This window comes from Oleidesulfovibrio vietnamensis, from assembly GCF_055388115.1.
Window position 1 is genome coordinate 583,419 of sequence record NZ_AP042419.1, and the last position, 18,862, is coordinate 602,280.

Annotated in this window: 15 protein-coding genes; 8 read left to right on the plus strand and 7 right to left on the minus strand. The window is 59.2% G+C overall.

The features are described from left to right. Positions 1–16: 16 nt before the first annotated feature. Positions 17–1,513, minus strand: coding sequence for a two-component system sensor histidine kinase NtrB (locus ACZ5D1_RS02470; RefSeq protein WP_051363923.1), 1,497 nt, complete (start codon positions 1,511–1,513; stop codon positions 17–19). A gap of 121 nt (positions 1,514–1,634) precedes the next feature. On the opposite strand from ACZ5D1_RS02470, the gene rimO reads away from it, so the two are divergent. From rimO to ACZ5D1_RS02495, 5 genes are all read left to right on the plus strand, one after another. Then, positions 1,635–2,927, plus strand: a complete 1,293-nt coding sequence (rimO, locus tag ACZ5D1_RS02475; protein WP_011366628.1) for a 30S ribosomal protein S12 methylthiotransferase RimO — start codon at positions 1,635–1,637, stop codon at positions 2,925–2,927. Positions 2,928–3,020: 93 nt separating this feature from the next. Then, entirely contained in the window at positions 3,021–4,745 is a 1,725-nt protein-coding gene (locus ACZ5D1_RS02480; protein ID WP_011366629.1) for a 30S ribosomal protein S1, read from the plus strand. After that, positions 4,729–5,625 (plus strand): signal peptide peptidase SppA, encoded by an 897-nt coding sequence (gene sppA, locus ACZ5D1_RS02485; protein ID WP_034618807.1) that lies wholly within the window; start codon positions 4,729–4,731, stop codon positions 5,623–5,625. Before ACZ5D1_RS02480 ends, sppA begins: the two co-directional genes overlap by 17 nt. A gap of 374 nt (positions 5,626–5,999) precedes the next feature. Further along, positions 6,000–7,514, plus strand: a complete 1,515-nt coding sequence (gene malQ, locus ACZ5D1_RS02490; RefSeq protein WP_273195088.1) for a 4-alpha-glucanotransferase — start codon at positions 6,000–6,002, stop codon at positions 7,512–7,514. Positions 7,515–7,530: 16 nt separating this feature from the next. Beyond that, positions 7,531–8,763: a bifunctional nucleoside/nucleotide kinase/histidine phosphatase family protein gene (locus ACZ5D1_RS02495; protein ID WP_464555787.1), complete on the plus strand. Its 1,233-nt coding sequence runs from the start codon at positions 7,531–7,533 to the stop codon at positions 8,761–8,763. 100 nt (positions 8,764–8,863) lie between these two features. On the opposite strand, the gene ACZ5D1_RS02500 is transcribed toward ACZ5D1_RS02495, so the two are convergent. Beyond that, positions 8,864–9,430 carry a YaeQ family protein gene (locus ACZ5D1_RS02500; RefSeq protein ID WP_464555788.1) on the minus strand — a complete coding sequence of 189 codons (567 nt, stop codon included), beginning with the start codon at positions 9,428–9,430 and terminating at the stop codon, positions 8,864–8,866. 177 nt (positions 9,431–9,607) lie between these two features. On the opposite strand from ACZ5D1_RS02500, the gene ACZ5D1_RS02505 reads away from it, so the two are divergent. Next, positions 9,608–10,786 (plus strand): pyridoxal phosphate-dependent aminotransferase, encoded by a 1,179-nt coding sequence (locus ACZ5D1_RS02505; RefSeq protein WP_464555789.1) that lies wholly within the window; start codon positions 9,608–9,610, stop codon positions 10,784–10,786. Between the two features lie 37 nt (positions 10,787–10,823). After that, positions 10,824–11,525, plus strand: a complete 702-nt coding sequence (gene ung / locus ACZ5D1_RS02510) for a uracil-DNA glycosylase (RefSeq protein ID WP_011366635.1) — start codon at positions 10,824–10,826, stop codon at positions 11,523–11,525. Between the two features lie 57 nt (positions 11,526–11,582). Here the strand turns inward: ung and ACZ5D1_RS02515 are convergent, their stop codons facing one another. Continuing rightward, the gene (locus ACZ5D1_RS02515; RefSeq protein WP_011366636.1) at positions 11,583–12,608 is read right to left on the minus strand and encodes an elongator complex protein 3; all 1,026 of its coding nucleotides are present in this window, start codon (positions 12,606–12,608) and stop codon (positions 11,583–11,585) included. 450 nt (positions 12,609–13,058) lie between these two features. On the opposite strand from ACZ5D1_RS02515, the gene ACZ5D1_RS02520 reads away from it, so the two are divergent. Next, on the plus strand, positions 13,059–13,352 hold the full coding sequence (locus tag ACZ5D1_RS02520) for an integration host factor subunit alpha (protein WP_011366637.1): 294 nt from the start codon (positions 13,059–13,061) through the stop codon (positions 13,350–13,352). An 80-nt stretch (positions 13,353–13,432) separates the two neighbouring features. Here the strand turns inward: ACZ5D1_RS02520 and ACZ5D1_RS02525 are convergent, their stop codons facing one another. The 4 genes from ACZ5D1_RS02525 to ACZ5D1_RS02540 form a co-directional block, all read right to left on the minus strand. Continuing rightward, complete coding sequence (locus tag ACZ5D1_RS02525; RefSeq protein ID WP_464555791.1) at positions 13,433–14,929, minus strand: amidase; 1,497 nt, start codon at positions 14,927–14,929, stop codon at positions 13,433–13,435. A 129-nt stretch (positions 14,930–15,058) separates the two neighbouring features. Then, on the minus strand, positions 15,059–15,799 hold the full coding sequence (locus tag ACZ5D1_RS02530) for a septal ring lytic transglycosylase RlpA family protein (RefSeq protein WP_011366639.1): 741 nt from the start codon (positions 15,797–15,799) through the stop codon (positions 15,059–15,061). Positions 15,800–16,018: 219 nt separating this feature from the next. After that, a complete protein-coding gene (locus ACZ5D1_RS02535) occupies positions 16,019–17,833 on the minus strand; it encodes a triose-phosphate isomerase (protein WP_011366640.1) in 1,815 nt (604 codons plus the stop codon). Continuing rightward, positions 17,830–18,618, minus strand: a complete 789-nt coding sequence (locus tag ACZ5D1_RS02540) for a hypothetical protein (protein ID WP_011366641.1) — start codon at positions 18,616–18,618, stop codon at positions 17,830–17,832. Before ACZ5D1_RS02540 ends, ACZ5D1_RS02535 begins: the two co-directional genes overlap by 4 nt. Positions 18,619–18,862: the final 244 nt, after the last annotated feature.

Here is an 18,862-nt window from a genome sequence, read left to right on the forward strand (position 1 = left end):
AAGACGGGTAAACGGGTCAGAGTGCTGCCGGTGCGTCGTCCACCGTCAGCAGCGGCTGCAGAAACAGGGTGACGGATGTCCCCTTGCCCTCGGCGGTCTGCAGTTCAACGGCGCCGCCCATTTCCTCGATAAGTTTTTTGGTCATGGCAAGGCCCAGACCGGCCCCTTTGTCTTTGGTGGAAAAAAACGGGCTGAAGACATTTTCCCGTATCTCTTCGGGAATGCCGGTTCCGGTATCCTCTACCTGAATGAAGATTCCCCTTTGCTTCATTCCGGTACGCACCGTCAAGCTGCCGCCCCGGGGCATGGCTTCCTGTGCGTTTTTAACTAGGTTGATAAGGCACTGTTTGGTCATGTCGGCATCGCCTCGCGCCAGAGGCAGCGGTTCTGTCAGATCCACGCCGGTGGTTATGCTGCGTTTTTCATCGTTCAGCCGCATCAGCCCCATGGTGTCGCGCACTATGTGGTTCATGTCCACATCGCCGCGGCGCGGGTCGCTGGGCTTGGCAAAATTCATGGTGCTGCGCAGAATTGTGTCCAGCCGTCTGGATTCTTCCAATATGATGCGTGCTTTTTCGCGTGCGTTGTCGTCCAGCGAAGGCGACCGGAGAAGCGCATTGGCAAAGCCGCCGATGGCAAAAAGCGGGTTGCGGATTTCATGCGCGATGTAGGTTGCCAGTTCGCCTATGGCCGCCATTTTTTCAGATTGATGGAGTTTGCGTTCCATGTTGGTGCGGCCTGTGATGTCGCGGCGCATTTCTATGATCCGTGTAAGGGTGCCGTGTTCGTCATGCACGGGATACGTGTACACGCGGTGGTAACTTACCTTGCCTTCGGGGGTTACGCGGGTGTGTATCTGTTCCGCCTTGGCTCCTGTGCGCAGGGTCTCTTCAAACGGGCAGGCTCCCTGACAGGTGGAGCAGAAGTCCTGTCCTTCCAGATCGCAGCAGTAGCGGCCCAGCCAGTCTTCTTTGGCCCCGCCGCGCCGTTCCAGCACCTTTTTGTTCAGGTCGGTTATGCGTCCTTCCGCGTCCAGCAGCAGAATGTCTTCGTCAATCTGGTCGATGAGCGCGGCGAAAAGAGTGCGCGCATGTGAAAGATGCACATGGCATGTGCGGCACAGCTGTTCCGATGTGATGATGCTGAAAAAAGCCGTGACGGTACAGGCGTCCAGCACTGCCATGCGCGGCGGTGCCTCGCGGCGCAGACAGGCCATGTGTCTGCCGTCTTCCGTCATGTCTGCCAGCACGGTTGTCAGCGGTTGCGCTTCCAGCAGCGGCGCAAGCTGTGCATAGCGCGGAATGTGCGCCAGACCGGCGGGCGGCTGGGTGTCATCATCCAGCAGCAGCGCGGTGATGCATACCTGCGGAAATGCCTGCCGGAAATCGGTGCGGCTGAACAGCCCCGCCAGAAGCTCCAGACTGCTTCCCGTGCCCACTGTGGCTATGCCCAGCCTGACAGGCCGCACGGGGTGCAGTTCCGCCAGCGGCGGCTGGTGTGTGTTTGCGGTCATGATGCCTCCTTGACTGTGACGTACGCGGTCCCGTCCGGCCGGCATTATTTTACTTGCATAGTGAGTCCCGCCGTGGCAATGCGCGGGTTGCACAGTTACCTTTTACCCTGTCTTACTCCTTATGATAAGCGTTTATTCGATAAGTCTCGGCTGTCCCAAGAACCGCGTGGACACCGAGTGGCTGCTGGGCGTGCTGGGGCCGGAGGTCCGACCCGTCCGGGAGATGGCGGATGCCGACCTTGTACTCATCAATACCTGCGGGTTCATTGCTCCGGCGGTGGAAGAGTCTGTCCGGACGGTGGTCGAGGCCGTGGCCGAACTGGAAGACTTGCCCCGCAGGCCGCTGCTGGCTGTGGCCGGCTGTCTGGTGGGCCGGTACGGCCGGCAGGACCTGGCCGCAGAACTGCCCGAGGTTGATCTGTGGCTGACCAACAGAGACATGGATGCATGGCCGGAGATGATAGGCCGCGCGCTGGGAGTTGCGGTGCATGTGCCGCCGGTGCGTCTGCTTTCCACCGGTCCGTCATATGCCTACCTCAAGGTCAGCGACGGCTGCGGCCATAACTGTTCTTTCTGCACCATACCTTCCATCCGCGGCGGGCTGGTGTCCACTCCGGCCGACGTGCTGGAAGCGGAGGCCGTCAACCTGCTTTCCCGCGGGGTGAAGGAGCTGATATTTGTGGCGCAGGATGTTGCCGCCTACGGAAGAGACATGGGACTCAGGCACGGTCTGCGTTCGCTGCTGGACCGGCTGCTGCCGCTGGACGGGCTGGAACGGCTGCGGCTCATGTATCTGTATCCTGCCGGTCTTGATGCCGGTCTGCTCCGTTATCTGCGTGATGCGGGCAAACCTTTTGTGCCGTATTTTGATATTCCCGTGCAGCACGCCCATCCTGATGTGCTCTCGCGCATGGGACGTCCTTTTGCCCGCAACCCGCGCGAGGTGGTGGACCGCGTGCGCGATGTCTTTCCCGAAGCGGCGCTGCGCACGTCCATCATAGTGGGCTTTCCCGGTGAGACACAGCAGCACTACGACCATCTGACGCGCTTTGTGCAGGATGTGCGTTTTATGCATCTGGGCGTGTTTGCCTATCGTGCCGAAGAAGGCACCCCCGCAGCCGGCATGCCCGGTCAGGTGGATGAAGTGGAAAAAGACTGGCGCCGCGATGCCCTGATGGAAGTGCAGGCAGAGATAAGCGAAGAAATTCTGGAAGGGTTTACCGGCAGCGACGAAGACGTGCTGGTGGACGCCGCGCACGAGGAGTGGCCGGGGCTGCATGTGGGCCGCACATGGTTTCAGGCGCCGGAAATTGACGGCGTGACCTACATAAGCGGACCGGGGGTGAAACCCGGAGCCATGGTGCGTGCCGAGATAGTGGAATCGCGGACCTATGATCTTGTGGCACTCTCATAAACAGGATTTACAGTTGAGTTCCTGCCGCCTTTTTGGTAATGAGGCAAATCCCGCAGGACGGTAGCGGGAAAATTTGTTGGTTGGAGGAAACGTATGACAACCGAAACCATTGATACCTCTCTCGATGCAGAAATGAGCTTTGAGAGCGCCCTCGAAAACTACCTCAGCTCCGATTTCGGAGATCTTGAAGAAGGTTCCATTGTAAAAGGCGAAGTTGTCCGTGTGGACGGCGACTACGTGCTGGTCGATGTGAACTTCAAGTCCGAGGGTCAGATTGCTGCAAGCGAATTCAAGGACGCCGAAGGAAACCTTGCCATCAAGGTGGGCGACACCGTAGACGTGTTCGTAGCCCGCAAGAACGAGATGGAAGGCACCATCACCTTGTCCTTTGAAAAGGCCAAGCGCATGCAGGTCTTCGACAAGCTCGAAGAAGTACAGGAAAGTGAAGGCACAACCTGCGGTCGTATCATTCGCCGCATCAAAGGCGGTTACACCGTCGATCTGGGTGGAGTGGAAGCGTTCTTGCCCGGCTCTCATGTGGACCTGCGCCCCGTGCCTGACATGGACGCACTGGTCAACCAGGAATTCGACTTCCGCGTGCTCAAGATCAACCGCCGCCGTAGCAACGTCATCGTTTCCCGCCGCGTGTTGCTGGAAGAAGAACGCGATTCCAAGCGTCAGGATCTGCTGAAAACCCTCGAAGAGGGTCAGATCGTTACCGGTAAGGCAAAGAACATCACCGAATACGGTGTGTTCGTTGACCTTGGCGGTCTGGACGGTCTGCTGCACATCACCGATATGTCCTGGAAGCGTATCCGTCATCCCAAGGAACTGGTTTCTCTGGGTCAGGAGCTGGAACTGAAGATTCTGAGCTTTGACCGTGACAGCCAGAAGGTTTCTCTGGGCATGAAGCAACTGGTGAACGACCCCTGGGCCGATATCACCTCCAAGTACCCCGAAAACGCCCGCCTGAACGGCAAGGTGACCAATCTGGTCGACTACGGCGCATTTGTGGAACTGGAACCCGGCGTTGAAGGTCTGGTGCACATTTCTGAAATGTCCTGGACCCGCAAGCTGCGTCATCCTTCCCAGATGGTTCGCGTCGGCGACGAAGTGGAAGTGGTCATTCTGGGCGTTGATCCCGACAAAAAGCGCATTTCTCTGGGCATGAAGCAGGTCAAGCCGAATCCCTGGGAAGTTGTTGCAGAAAAATACCCCGAAGGCACCATCCTTGAAGGTGTCATCAAGAACATTACCGAATTCGGCATGTTCATCGGTATCGAAGACGGCATCGACGGTCTTATCCACGTCTCCGACATCAGCTGGACCAAGAAAATCCGTCATCCCAACGAACTGTACAACGTGGGCGACACCGTGCAGGCAAAAGTGCTGACCGTGGATCAGGAAAGCGAAAAGTTCACCCTCGGCGTGAAGCAGCTGACCGAAGATCCGTGGAGCAAGGTGCCCGCAAACTACCCCGTGGGTACGCTGGTGAACGGCGTTGTTACCAACATCACCGACTTCGGCCTCTTTGTGGAAGTTGAAGAAGGTATCGAAGGTCTGGTGCACGTGTCTGAAATCAGCCAGAAAAAGGTGAAGTCTCCCTCTGAAATGTTCAAGGAAGGCGTGACCATTCAGGCGAAAGTCATTCACGTGAGCGCGGAAGAACGCCGCCTCGGTCTGTCCATCAAGCAGATCAAGGACGACGAAGAACGCCGCCGTCCCAAAGAGTTCCGTTCCGGCCCTGCAGAAGCAGGCGGACAGACTCTGGGCGACATTCTCAAGCTGAAGCTTGAAGAGGATGCAGCAGACAACTAGGCTTACCTTTAGCCAGAGGCATCCTTTTCTCTTCGGAATGATGCTTATACTGGTGGCTGTGGCCCTCTTCTGGGGGGCCATGGCCACTTTGCGTTTGCTGTTCGGCGATGAAGATTTTTCGGGCGGCCAGCGGCTGGGTCTCATCAATGTGCAGGGCATGCTGCTGGACACCACCCCCTATGTTGATTTTGCCGAAGAACTGCGCCGCGACCCCGACGTGCGCGGGGTGCTGCTGCGGGTCAATTCACCGGGCGGGGCGGTGGCGCCTTCGCAGGAGCTGCACGACGCGGTGAAGCGTCTTGCGGCAAGCAAGCCTGTGGTGGTCTCCATGGGGGCCGCTGCTGCTTCCGGCGGCTACTACATATCTGTTCCGGCAACCCGCATTGTGGCCAATCCTTCCACGCTTACGGCCAGCATCGGCGTAAAGATGGAAATGGGCAACGTGCACGAGCTGATGAAGGCGCTGGGCATACACCATGTGGCGCTGACCAGCGGCGAGTTGAAAAATGCCGGTTCTCCCTTTGCGGAGATGACCCCCCGCGAGCGGGAGTATCTGCAGTCCGTTGTGATGGATATGTACGACCAGTTTGTGCAGGCCGTGGCCGAAGGACGGCATCTGCCGCCCGAGGATGTGCGGCTGGTTGCAGACGGCCGGGCCATGACCGGCAGACAGGCGTTGCAGGCGGGGCTGGTTGATATGCTGGGAGACAGACATACGGCCATGCAGGAACTGCTGCGGCTGTGCAACGCCACGGGGGAACTGCCGGTGCAGGCGGGCCCCGAAGAAAAACGCAGCATTCTGCGCGAGCTGTTTCTTTCCGTGCTGCCTGCCGGTGTCATTTCCGGTATGGACGATGCCCCGTACCGCTTTTTCTTTTAACGCCATCCGGCATACTTCTTTTTTTCCTTTCTTTTTTCACCGCTGCTCATCTGCGCCGAGCCTGCTGTCAGTGTGACCTGCTGTCAGCGTGACCGGCAGGCAGTTGCAGCCGGCAGCCGATGTTTGTGACCAGTCCGGCGGAACCACGGAGCCGCCGCGGTTGATGGCGCGTGAACGTGTGCCGCGGCACCGGCGTACCGGTTGTTTCTGCCTGCGGGCGGTATTCTGTTCTCTTCAGACAGAGAACCGCGGTGCGGGCGGATAACACATGGCAGGAAGTGTCGCGTTGTGGTACGCTGGCGGGAAAGCAAGAAAGCGGGAACGCATGCTGTGTCAGACTGCGTTGTTCCGTATTTCAGCCGGGAGGTTTTTTCATGAATGTACGTTCCAGCGGCGTGCTGCTGCATATCACCTCGTTACCGTCGGGGTACGGCATAGGAGATCTGGGACCGGCCGCGTACCGGTTTGCGCGGCTGCTGCGTAATACAGGCCAGCTGTACTGGCAGTTTCTGCCGCTGGGGCCCACCTCGCCCGCCATCGGCAACTCTCCGTATTCCAGTCCTTCCGCATTTGCGGGTAACCCGTTGTTCATCAGTCCCGAACTGCTGGTGCAACAGGGCGTGGTGGCATGGCCCGACATTCAGGTTGCCGATCACGCACCGTTGTACGACGACCCCGCGCGGGTGGAATATGACAGGGTGGAGCGGCATCGGGAACGGGTGCTGCGCGCCGCGTTTGAGCGCAACAGCCATACGCTGCCCAGTGACGGGTTTTATGCGGAATTCTGCAGACAAAACAACGCATGGCTGGACGATTACGCCCGTTTTGTGACCATCAAGCGGGCACATGGCGGGGCGGAGTGGCGACACTGGCCGGCTGCGCTGCGCAACCGCGACGACGAGGCTCTGGCGGCATGGGACGAGGACAACGCCAGAGAGATGGAATATGAGCGCTTTGTCCAGTACCTGTTTTTCCGCCAGTGGGACGCTTTGCACGCCTACTGCCGCGAACTGGGCGTGGTGCTGGTGGGTGACGTGCCCATATATGTGACATATGACAGCGCCGATGTATGGGCCAACCCCGAATATTTTCAGCTTGATGCGTCAATGGATCCGGTTTACGTGGCAGGTGTTCCGCCTGATTATTTCAGCGAGACGGGGCAGCGTTGGGGTAACCCTGTTTACAACTGGCAGGCCATGCGGCAGGACGGTTTCCGCTGGTGGATAGACCGTATGCGGCATAATTTCCGGCTGGCGGACGTGGTGCGTCTTGATCATTTCAGGGGGTTTGCCGGTTACTGGCAGATTCCCGCGGCGGAAAAGACGGCTGTCAACGGCCGCTGGGTCGATGCACCGGGCATGGAGCTTTTTTCCGCGTTCGGGCGGGCCTTCACCAGTCTGCCAATCATTGCCGAAGATCTGGGAGTCATTACCGCTGATGTGCGCGAGCTTAAAAACACATGGAATCTTCCGGGCATGAAGATTCTGCAGTTCGGCTTTTCCGGTGATCTGACCCGTAATCCTGATGCACCTTTTAACCACGAACGCAGGTGTGTGGTGTATACCGGCACCCATGACAACGCTCCTGTGCGGGCCTGGTTCACGCAGGAAGCGGGCGACGAAGAGCGTTTCAGACTGGGGGAATTTGCCGGACATTCGGTGCGGGAGGAAGATGCCCATCATGCATTCATGCGGCTTGCCATGGCCGGTGTGGCCGATACGGTTGTCTTTCCGCTGCAGGATGTGCTGGGACTTGGCGCGGAATCGCGCATGAACACGCCTTCGGTGGCTGAGGGCAACTGGGCATGGCGCATGACTGCGGATCAGCTGGAAGCGTATCATTACGAACGCTTTGCGGCCATGACCCGTTTTTTCGGAAGGCAGAGCTAACGGCAAAGGAGCACGCATGAGCGGGCTGTTCATTGTAATGGTGGGGCTGCCCGCCAGAGGCAAATCCACTGTGGCATCCAAGCTGCGTGAAGGGCTGGAAAGTGAAGGCCTGCGGGTGGAGATTTTCAATAACGGTGAACTGCGACGGGAAAGGCTGGGGCAGGATTCATCGGCGCCTTCATTTTATGAGCCCGGCAATGAAGAAGGGCGTATGCGGCGTGAAGAGCTGGCGCGGATAAATATACGCCGTGCACTGGCATTTTTGCATGCCGGGGGCGATGTGGCAGTGCTGGATGCCACCAACGCCAGCCGCGCCCGCAGGGCCATGATAGAAGAATCCGCGCGCGGGCTGCCGACGTTGTTTGTGGAATGCTTCAACGACGACCCCGACCTGCTGGAAGCCTCGGTCCAGCGCAAGACGCGCCTGCCGGAATTTGCCGGTCTGACGTCGGAAGCGGCAGCCGAAAGCTTCAACCGGCGTATCGAATACTACAGGCGGATTTATGTGCCGCTGGGCGAGGAAAGCTGTTTTCTGCGGGTGGATACGCTGAACAACCGTATCGTGGAGGAACGGCTGGGGTACAGGGTGCCACATTACATCCGCATCCGCGATATTCTGGTTTCCGACTGGGTGCGCAACCTGTATCTGGTCCGCCACGGCGAGACCGTTTACAACGTCGAAGGGCGTATCGGCGGTGACGCGCCCCTGACGGAAAAAGGGCTGGCACAGGCCAATGCACTGGGGCGTCACTTCAGCAATATGGTCATCCCCTATATTTTTACCAGCACGCGGCAGCGCTCGGCGCAGACTGCGGCTCCGGTGCTGGCAGGGCAGGAACGTCAGGGGTTTGCCGCAACACGCATGGCCCTGACCGAGTTTGACGAGATAAACGCCGGAGTATGTGAAGGCATGCGCTATGATGAGATACGCAGCCGCATGCCGGAAATCTTTGATGCGCGCGCCCGCGACAAGTATAACTATGTGTATCCCCGCGGTGAAGGGTACTCCACGCTTAAAGCCCGCGTGGACAGGGGGCTGAAAAAGGCTCTGTTTCTGTCGGGCAATGCGCCTGCCATCATGATAGTGGGGCATCAGGCCATAAACCGTATGATACTTTCACACTTTCTGTTCCGCAGAACAGAAGACGTGCCGTATATCTATATCCCGCAGGATCAGTATTTCCATATTGTATCCACGCAGAAGAAAAAACTTTTCGAACTGGTCCGCTTTACGGGGCAGACTGCCTAGCGGGCAGTGCCGCCGCGATGCCGACAGAGCCGGCGGCCAGCAGAGCCGAAGGACAGCAACGGCCCGTTTTGCGGGCCGTTTTTGCGTGTACTTTGCGGCATCAGGAGCGGGGCCGCGCGGGGTTGCCGGAGGCAGGAGTAAGCCTGTGCAGTGCCGAGTGCAGTGTGGCGGTACCGCTGCGGCAGGTCACCGTCAGTGCCAGCCGGTGGTTATCCAGAACAGCCTCCATGCGGTTTGTGGCATACAGCATGTCGGCAAGCGTATGGACAAAACCGTTGTCAAAAGCCGTGATGTGGACCCTTTCCGGGCGGCGCACGGCGCGCGCGGAAGCGCACAGCAGAGACGCATCCCGCACTGTGCGGCGCAGGATGTGGAATTCTGCGGCGGCGGGCAGCCACGCTGCCACGCGGCTGATTTTACGCACGGCTATATTGCCGCAGTCCACCCACAACGACACACCGCCGTCGGGCGCGTAGGCCGCAAGATCCGGTTTAAAGTGCCAGCCCACGTTTTCCTCTATGCGCGGGGTGTGCGGCATAAACAGGATATACCCCAGAATTTTGAGTGCGATGTGCCATGATACCTCGCCGGGGGCGGCGCGCAGTACCGTTTTGCCGCGCAGCGTACCGCGGCTGCTGTGTCTGGTGATGGTGCAGGTATACTTCATGGCTGTACCGGAGCGTTATGTATTCTGGCACGGATTGCCGCGCAGGAGCAAGGGGCACAAAAGGCATACAAGGGACATTGCGGGGCGGGACACCTGCGGCTATAGTGCCGCCGGAACGGGCAATGCCGCACCGCGCCGGATTGCTGCCGGACCATATCAATAAGGAGCCTGCCAGACATGACACAGACCCGCAGAGTTGCACGCCGTGTGCAGCAGATCAGGATTTCCGCCACCAAACTTATGCCCATGCTTGCCGCCCGTATCGGCGGGTGTGTTTCTCTGGGACAGGGGGTGCCCTCGTTTTCCACGCCCCCGCATATCGTGGATGCCGTCTGCAGGGTGCTGCGCGATGATCCGTCGGCGGGCAAATATTCCTTGCAGCCGGGTATGCCCGCATTGCGTCAGGCCATTGCGGAGCATCTGACTGCCGCAAAGGGCTTTGCCGCGGACCCTGACAGTGAGGTGGCCGTCACCGTGGGTGCCATGGAAGCTCTGCTTATGGCGCTGCTGACTGTTGTGGACAGGGGTGATGAGGTCATCATTCCTTCTCCGGGCTATGCCTCGCATGCCGAACAGGTGCTCATGGCCGAAGGCGTGCCCGTGCATGTGCCGCTGCGCTCCGCGGACTGGGGGCTGGATGTGGAGGCCGTACGAGCTGCAGTGACGGAGCGCACCCGCGCGGTGATTGTCTGCAATCCGGGCAACCCCACGGGAACGGTCTACGCGGACGAGGATGTGCGTGCGTTGTGCCGTCTGGCGCTCGAACACAATCTGGTGCTTATTTCCGACGAAACTTACGACTATATGGTGTTCGGAGGACATGCGGCGCCGCTCAGTCCGGCAAGTCTTCCTGAAATGCGTGAAAATGTCATTGTCATCAATTCGTTTTCCAAAAAGTATGCCCTCACGGGATGGCGTGTGGGGTACGCGGCTGCTTCAGCCGGATGGATGGGTGAAATGCTCAAGGTGCACGATGCCACGGCCATCTGTGCTCCCACTGTTTCGCAGCATGCGGCGCTGGCAGCCCTGACCGGTCCGCAGGACTGCGTGGAACAGATGTGCGCCGCGCTGGAAAAACGCCGCAGTCTGACCATGGACCGCATGGCGGCTCTTGCTCCCGCTTTTACCTGCGTGCCGCCGCGGGGCGCTTTTTATGTGATGGCCCGTTACTCCTGTACTCCGGAGTCTTCGCCGGAAGTGGCCCGGCGCATTCTTGAAGAGGCGAGGGTCATCACCGTTCCGGGTGCTTCTTTCGGACCGGCGGGAGAAAATCATCTGCGGTTGTCCTTCGGGGCGGACGAGGCGGAGCTGACGGAATGTTTTGACCGGCTGCAACGCTGGGCGGAGCGGCAGTGAACAGGCATGCCGTCGGATTGCTGTCGCGGGGGTGCGCATGAGCCGCTCTGATGTTTTTGCCGATGCCCCGCCGGCTGACTGGGCACAGGCTGTGCCGTTGCTGCGCGAGGGGGCGCATCTGCCCCTGCTGCGTTCAGTCGCGCGTCTGCGTCGCAGCAAAACCGTCTATCCGCCGGAAGGACAGGTCTTTGCCGCGCTGCACTGCACGCCGCTGCATACGGTGCGGGTTGTCATAGTGGGGCAGGACCCGTACCACGGCGCAGGTCAGGCCCACGGACTGGCGTTTTCCGTTCCGCAGGGGGTCAAGCCGCCGCCTTCACTGCGTAATGTGCTCAAAGAGGCCGCCGCGCAGAAGCCTGAAGCTCCGGCTGCGGCGGGTATGCAGCATAACGGTGTGCAGACGGATCTCACTCCGTGGGCGGAACAGGGCGTGCTTTTGCTTAACACCGCCCTCACGGTGGAGGCGGGCCGGGCGGGGTCTCATGCCGCGCTGGGCTGGCACGCGGTGACGGACGATATTATCCGCACGGTTTCAGAGCGCTGTCCGGCCGTGGTATTCATGCTGTGGGGCAATCATGCCAGACAGAAGGCGGCTCTGGTGGATACGGGGCGCCATCTGCTGCTGGAAAGTGTTCATCCTTCGCCGTTTTCCGCGCACAAAGGGTTTCTGGGCTGCGGGCATTTTGTCACGGCCAACAGCTGGCTGGCTGCCAGAGGGCTTTTGCCTGTGCTGTGGTAGTGCAGGGGCTTTGCTGTTCCGCCCGCAGGCGGAGCCGCCGGACCGCGCTACCGCAGATTATGAGAGCAGGAAGAAAGATTTGTCCCACCAGTGCACATTGGAGCGCCCCAGTCCGTGGCGTGCCCATCTTGGCACCAGCGTGTTGCGGTGTCCCCAGAATTCACCCTGAAAACGTCTGGGGGCATACAGTTCGGTGGCCTTGCCGCCCAGCATGAGCGTGTGGAAGGACACAAGACCGGCCAGTGCTTCGCCTCTGGCCATGCTGCCCAGCGCAGGATGATATGCGCCTGCCAGCACCTTTCCGGCCAGCGAAGGCACATGCGCCACACCGGCGCGGATGACCCGTATACCGTGCTTCCAAAATGTGTTCAGGGCCATGCCCAGCATCACTGATGCGCGGGCGACTCCCCATGGTCTGTATCTGCCGTCGCGCCACCACGAGGCCAGCAGCGTCCCCTCGAAAACAAGGCAGGGATACAGGCGTACCATGTCAGGGCCGAGTGAACAGGCTGTCCGGACATCACGCAGAAAGGCTCCCTCGCTGTGTCCCGGAAGGCCGGGCATCAGCTGTATGCCCAGTCCCAGACCGGCTTCGCGCACAATGCGGCAGCCGGTTACGGCGGTATGCGCCGTGTATCCGCGGCCGCTGCGGGTCAGCGCGTCGTTGCTGAAGCTCTGTATGCCCAGCTCCACCGTATCCAGCCCCATCCGGTGCAGCCGCTGCAGACCGGCAACGTCCACACAGTCGGGACGGGTGGAACAGCGTATGGAGGTGACCAGACCTTTATGACGGTACTGCCGGCCCAGCGCGATGAATTTTTCCTGCCACATGTCATCCAGCGCAGTGAATGTGCCGCCGTAATACGCCAGTTCAAAAGGAGATTCCCCTGCTTCATAGGCCAGTTGCAGTTCTTTCTGCAGCTGGCTGTACCGTTCGCTCAGGGCGGCGGGGCCTACGCCTGTCTGGGCTGTCTGCGCACAGAACACGCAGCGTCCCGGACAGCCTGCAAACGGAATGAAAACTGGCCGGATATGCCGTGTACGTGGTGCAGGTTCGGGATGGTAAAAAATAATGTCACTCATGAGCTGCTTCGATTATTAGTGTATTGCTATGGGGTTAGGAAGTTTTTTTACCTGCTGGTCAGTATAAATATGCCTAACCTTGCAAAGAGATACAAAATCTTCTTGAAAAAAGCGAATCGGATGTTTATATAACCATTTAGGAGACCTCGTGTTGACTCCGGCAGATACGTTCTGAAGTGCTGCAGACAGCGTATGGCGAAAATATACTATGATAATGGCGCGATACTGTTTGCCGGAACGCTGCAAGTCGTTTCGTTTCGCCGGAACAAGCTGTCTGAATCCACGCCGGGAATACGGCGGTTGCCGTTGAGACACGGCACTGTGAATCTGCGGAGAACAGCCTGAGGGTTTGTCATATATGACGCACCGGGGCACTGTGCTTTTTTGTGTGTACCAGGGACGCGAACACTGAAAGGAAACACCCGGCCGACCGGGTACAGGAGGGATACCATGAGTGGTAAGACCTTGACCAAGGCTGACATCGTTGATGCCATTTACGAAAAGACCGAAAGAAACCGCGCTGAAGTGAAGAACGTGGTTGAATCCCTTCTGGGAATCATGAAGCAGGCCATTAAAAAAGATCATGCCCTGCTGATCAGCGGGTTCGGTAAATTCGAAGCATACGACAAAAAAGCCCGCAAGGGCCGTAACCCGCAGACGGATGAAACCATTACCCTGCCTCCGCGCAAGGTTGTGGTGTTCCGCCTGTCGCGCAAATTCCGTGCAGAGCTGAACGGCGAATAGCATTGCGCACTCCGTCCGGATGAGAAGCCGCCCGCTGCAGAGCAGGGGCGGCTTTTCTTGTTTTGCCGTGTGCTGCGGGGTTAGTGTCTGCCTGTGGTTTCCAGCCGTGAAACATGCACGGCGGGAACGCGTGTGTGCCACGGAGCGGCCTCCTCCAGCCGGGCAGCCAGACGGAACAGCAGCCCGTCGCGGCCTGTGCCTGCGCCCAGCTGAACACCCACGGGCAGATCGTGTTCAGTGGCATACAGCGGCAGCGATACGGCGGGTGAACCGGCCATGTTGAAGGGCGGCGTATAGGGAATGAATGTTCCCAGCATGGCGGCATAGTCGTCCAGCTCCATCTGCTGCAGGGAATATGCGCCCAGCTTTGCGGGGGGCGTGGTCATGACAGGCGTCAGCAGCACGTCGTAGCGCTCGAAAAAGCGGGCCATGGCCCTTCCCAGCAGGTGCATGCGGTTGAGTGCACCCGCATAGTGTGCGCCGGTTTCGCGCTGCCCTTTTTCCCACAGAAGGCGGGTCAGTTTTTCGGCATGGCGTTCATCCGGCATGCCTGCGGGCGAAATGAGCGGGCCCAGCGTGACTATCACCTGTGCGGCGACAATGGTCATGAAAATGTCGGCCACTTCGTCGCAGTGCAGGTCGGGAGCTGCTTCTTCCACATGGTGTCCCATGCCTTCCAGCAGACGGGCCGTGTGCATGACCGCATTGCGGCAGTCTTCGGACGCGGGGGCCGCTCCGGCGGGCCACTGCAGGGCGTATCCTATCTTCAGCCGTCCGGTTGCTCTGCGTATTTCGGTACTGAACGGCAGCGGCGGCCGCGGAAAAGGATACGGGTCGCCCAGCCCTGTGCCGCACAGCCCGTCAAGGGCTGCCGCACTGTCGCGTACGGTGCGTGTCAGCACGCCGTTGGTGGCAAGCGCGCCCCAGCATTCTCCCAGTTCCGGCGCCCATGAAAGCAGACCCCGGCTGCATTTGAAGCCCACCAGACCACAGGCTGCAGCAGGAATGCGTATGGAGCCGCCCCCGTCGTTGCCATGTGCAACCGGTACGATACCGGCTGCTACGGCAGAAGCTGAACCGCCGCTGGAACCGCCCGGAGAACGGGTCACATCCCACGGGTTGAGTGTCTGGCCGTGCAGCACACTGTCCGTGGTGGCTGTCAGGCCGAATTCCGGCGTTGCGCTTTTGCCTGCCGGCACCATGCCCAGCGTGCGGAAGCGGTGTGTCAGGTGGCTGTCTTCGCCGGGAAAAAAGCCGTCTTTCAGCGCCATGCACGCCATGCGGGTGGGCACACCCGCGTATGACGGGCCCAGGTCTTTGAGCAGATACGGTACTCCGTAGAGAGCCGCTTCCGGATCAATATGCCGCAGTTCGGCATATGCCTGCGTCTTCATGGGCTGCACCACGGCGTTGATGGCCGGATTCAGTGCCTCCATGGCTTGAAATACGGTATGCAGCACTTCGTCCGGCGTAATCTGGCCGGAACGGATAAGCCCCCGAAGGGCCACGGCATCCAGTGTTCCCAGTTCCTGCATGGAAAGGGCGGCATATGGCGGGGTGTCTGACTGCGTGGTCATGGTAAACCTCCGGTTATATTGTCACCGGAATCATGATACGCGTTTTTAAATAATTAACAGTGGCTGCGGCATATAAAAAGGGAAGCCCTCCTGCGGAAGGCTTCCCCCGTGTGCGGCATGCTGCGGCGGTCAGTCCGCCACAATGAAGCTGTTGGGGAATTCGCGGCGCATGGATTCACGCACGGCTTCGGCATTGGACAGTTTGGAATACACACCGACCTGCACCCGCCAGAAGCCGATATCATCGGCATAGACCAGCCGTGCCGGTTTGCCTTCGGCCTTCATGCGGCTGCTCAGGCTTTCGGCGTTTTCGCGCTTGGCAAAAGCTCCTACCTGCACATAGAAGCGTCCGCTCATTTCGCCGTTGGTGTATGTGGGCACGTCTTCCAGCGATTCGATGCGCACCCGTGCAATGCCCGGACCCACCATGTCGAGACGCTGCGCGCCCGTGTAGGTAAGGTCGATGATGCGGTCTTTCACAAAGGGGCCGCGGTCGTTGACCACCACGTTGATGGCTTTGCCGTTTTCAAGGTTGGTCACGCGCAGCCGCGTGCCGAAGGGCAGCAGTTTGTGCGCGGCGGTCATGCCGTACATGTCATAGACTTCGCCGTTGGCCGTGCGCCTGCCGTGAAAATCTTTACCGTACCATGACGCCAGCCCTTCTTCGGTGTAGCCGTGAGCGGATGTCATGGTGGTGTATGATTTGCCGTCAATGGTATAGGTGTGCGATTTTACGGGACCTTTAGGTGCCGGACGGGGTGAGGTGTCCAGAACTTTTTTGCCGCAGCCGCCGGCAAGAGACAGTAATGCAGCGAGCATGAGCAGCAGTATGATTCTGGCGGTACGGCGTTGCAGTGCCGGATGGTGCATTCCATATCCTCCTGTAGTGGTCGGGCCGCGCGGTACAGCGCAGTCGGCATGCGGTGCGGCCGGAAAAACAAAAAACATCACATTGTTTGTAGTACGCTGCCGCGTTGCGGGCAAGTAAAAGAGGGCGCGGTTTTCCGCGCCCCCGTCAGTTGCCGTGTCGTTGCGCCGGCGCAGTCTGCGCCGGTTCAGTCTGCGCCGGTTCAGTCTGTGCAGGGCCGATCAGGCGTCTTTTTCATTATCTTCAAGCATGGCCTTGCGGTTAAGCAGTTCTTCCAGCTGGATGTCCGCCCCCACGATACCCATGATGTCGTCATTTTCATCGGTTACCGGTGCCGAAACGGTCAGAATAAGCTTGCCCGTGAACTGTGACTGGTACAGGTCGGTCACATGCAGTTCGCCGGTCTGCGAGGGCCGCTGGAACCATTGCCTGTTGGAGAAGTCGTAGCCCAGCGGCAGTTCCTGATAACGCTCGTTGTAAGCCGGATCGGTGATGACGGAAGCCAGCAGCGTGCCGCGTACGTCGGTGAGGTACAGGTACTGGATGAACGAGAACTGCCGCACAAAATCGCTGAGGCAGGGATACTCGCTTTTCTGCGGTACAATGACACATTCGGCGGCCAGTTTGAGAATGATGGTGGATGCCAGCTGCCGGGCCACCGTTTTCAGCGAATCGAATTCGGAGACGAAAAGCTCGGGCAGGTAGCGTTTGACCAGTTTAGTCATTTCCTGATTGGAGAACGACGTGGTGCGGCCGCCTTCATAAGCCTGCATGATGCGGTTGTATATCTGCCCCACGGCGGGATGCGTTTTGGAAACCTGTCTTCCTTCAGGCACCCGCAGGTAGTTGTTGATCCAGTATGCGACCCCTGCGCGTCCCGATTTATCGGTGATGATAATGGGTACGGAACGGTTGAGTATTTTGCGGGTGTCGAAGATGTTGTAGATCTCTTCGTTTTTATTCAGCCCGTCCACATGGATACCGGCGCTTGTGGCGTTAAAGTCTTTGCCCACAAACGGATAGTTGTCCGGAATGCGGTACTCAAGCTCGCGTTCGAAGTATTCGCCTATTTCGGAAATGATATGCGTGTTGGCCGCGTCATCCTCTCCGGTAAGCGAAATGTATTCGATGACCAGCGCCTCTATGGGCGAGTTGCCCGTGCGTTCGCCAAAGCCCATCAGTGTGCCGTTGACACCGCCGCAGCCGTACAGCCATGCGGTGACGCCGTTGACCAGCACCTTGTGGAAGTCGTTGTGTCCGTGCCATTCCAGCCAGTCTCCCGGCACGCCCGCTTCATCGGTGAAGGCCCGCACCACACGGGGAACAGAACGGGGCAGGGTGGCGCCGGGATAGGGCACACCGTATCCCATGGTGTCGCACAGACGTATTTTGACGGGCAGCTTGCTCTGGCGCGACAGTTCCATCAGGCGCGAGGCAAAGGGCAGGCAGAAGCCGTGAATGTCTGCGCGGGTGATGTCTTCGAAATGGCAGCGCGGGGTGATGCCCCATTCAAGCGCCTTTTCGATCACGCGCAGGTAGTTTTCCATGGCCTGCTGCCGGTCAAGTCCCAGCTTGAGATGTATGTGATAATCCGAAACCGATGTGAGCATGCCCACTTCGGTGAATTCCATTGATTTTGCGATCTTCAGATCATTTTCATTGGCCCGTATCCATCCTGTGATCTGCGGATATTTGTACCCCTTGGCGCGGCAGGCATCTATGGCGCGCCTGTCTTTGTCGGAGTACATGAAAAATTCCGACGCGCGGATGAGGCCGCTCATGCCGCCCAGCAGGTGCAGCATGTCAAAAATTTCGGAAATCTGCTTTACCGTATAGGGCGGCCGGGCCTGCTGTCCGTCACGGAAGGTGGTATCCGTGATGAACATGGGATCGGCAGGGCGCGGCATGATGTGGATATCGTCAAAGGCGATTCTGCTGATTTTGGAATAGGGAAATATGTCGCGGTACAGTTCGGGATCTTCTCTGTTCTGCAGCGACAGCCGGGTTACCGGGCGGTTCAGGTGCAAAAGGCTCATGCGTCGATCGCCCTCCTGTTGGATGAATTGTTTTGCAGCGTTACGGCCTGCCTGTGCAGCTGCCGCGCCTTTTCGCATCGGGGGGCCAGATTTACGGCCATGGCCGCGGCATGGGCGGCTTCGGCGTAGCGGCCCCCTTCCACCAGGCTTTCGCCCGCCTGAATATACAGGCGTTCGGGTTTGTCTTCGTATATGCCGCGCAGCAGCGCGTCGTAATGCCCGCCGAAAACGGAACGCACCAGCTGGTCGCGATCGTGCAGCAGCCGCGCCAGCAGGCGGTTTCCGGCATGGGATTCGTAATAATTGCAAAGCATGAGCTTGGTCTGTTCCAGCAGAAAACGGATACGCTGTACTTCGCGGGTCATGCTTTCCTGCGTCTGCGGCAGCACTTCTTCCATACGGCCCGCCAGCGGTTCCACGTCCTTGCCCTGCAGCGAACGCGAAAGCGTGCGGTAACGCAGACCGTAGCGTTCATGCTGGTAGGCGTCTTCTTTCAGCTTCACGCATTCATGAAAAATATAGCCCAGAGTCCAGTCGATCATGGGGGCTATGTCGCGTGCTCCGTCGTCGTTGCCGAAAAGATGATGGGCAGTGTCCTTCAGGCGCCACAGCAGCCCTTTGTTCATCATGGTGCCCTGCAGTTCGTTGAACACGGTGAACGAGACCGAGCCCGTGGTGTCGAACTGGGTGAACTGTTTTTCGAGAATGCGGCACGACAGGCAGAAGTCACGCATGACGTCGCGCGCGAATTCCTGCATGTTTGATCTGATCCACCGTGTGGACATGAAACCTCCGACCGTGACGCCGCGGCTGATGCGGCTTTTCATTGGCGGTTGCGGCGCAGCCGGTTGTGTTGTGTGCAGCCGGACGGCGGCAGACAGGCATGCGGGCCGGCATGCGGCGGCATAAAAAAGGTGCTGCCCTGCCGCTGTGCAGGGGCCGTGACCACGCGTAAAGCCGCGTTGTATTCCAAGTGATTTGATGAATCAATATCCGCAGGAGAAAACTGCGGAACCGGCAGCACCTTTC

Bases quoted from the DNA above. Each gene is read 5' to 3' on its own strand.
- ACZ5D1_RS02470 (WP_051363923.1), bottom strand. From the start codon at position 1,513: ATGACCGCAAACACACACCAGCCGCCGCTGGCGGAACTGCACCCCGTG.
- rimO (WP_011366628.1), top strand. From the start codon at position 1,635: ATGATAAGCGTTTATTCGATAAGTCTCGGCTGTCCCAAGAACCGCGTG.
- ACZ5D1_RS02480 (WP_011366629.1), top strand. From the start codon at position 3,021: ATGACAACCGAAACCATTGATACCTCTCTCGATGCAGAAATGAGCTTT.
- sppA (WP_034618807.1), top strand. From the start codon at position 4,729: ATGCAGCAGACAACTAGGCTTACCTTTAGCCAGAGGCATCCTTTTCTC.
- malQ (WP_273195088.1), top strand. From the start codon at position 6,000: ATGAATGTACGTTCCAGCGGCGTGCTGCTGCATATCACCTCGTTACCG.
- ACZ5D1_RS02495 (WP_464555787.1), top strand. From the start codon at position 7,531: ATGAGCGGGCTGTTCATTGTAATGGTGGGGCTGCCCGCCAGAGGCAAA.
- ACZ5D1_RS02500 (WP_464555788.1), bottom strand. From the start codon at position 9,430: ATGAAGTATACCTGCACCATCACCAGACACAGCAGCCGCGGTACGCTG.
- ACZ5D1_RS02505 (WP_464555789.1), top strand. From the start codon at position 9,608: ATGACACAGACCCGCAGAGTTGCACGCCGTGTGCAGCAGATCAGGATT.
- ung (WP_011366635.1), top strand. From the start codon at position 10,824: ATGAGCCGCTCTGATGTTTTTGCCGATGCCCCGCCGGCTGACTGGGCA.
- ACZ5D1_RS02515 (WP_011366636.1), bottom strand. From the start codon at position 12,608: ATGAGTGACATTATTTTTTACCATCCCGAACCTGCACCACGTACACGG.
- ACZ5D1_RS02520 (WP_011366637.1), top strand. From the start codon at position 13,059: ATGAGTGGTAAGACCTTGACCAAGGCTGACATCGTTGATGCCATTTAC.
- ACZ5D1_RS02525 (WP_464555791.1), bottom strand. From the start codon at position 14,929: ATGACCACGCAGTCAGACACCCCGCCATATGCCGCCCTTTCCATGCAG.
- ACZ5D1_RS02530 (WP_011366639.1), bottom strand. From the start codon at position 15,799: ATGCACCATCCGGCACTGCAACGCCGTACCGCCAGAATCATACTGCTG.
- ACZ5D1_RS02535 (WP_011366640.1), bottom strand. From the start codon at position 17,833: ATGAGCCTTTTGCACCTGAACCGCCCGGTAACCCGGCTGTCGCTGCAG.
- ACZ5D1_RS02540 (WP_011366641.1), bottom strand. From the start codon at position 18,618: ATGTCCACACGGTGGATCAGATCAAACATGCAGGAATTCGCGCGCGAC.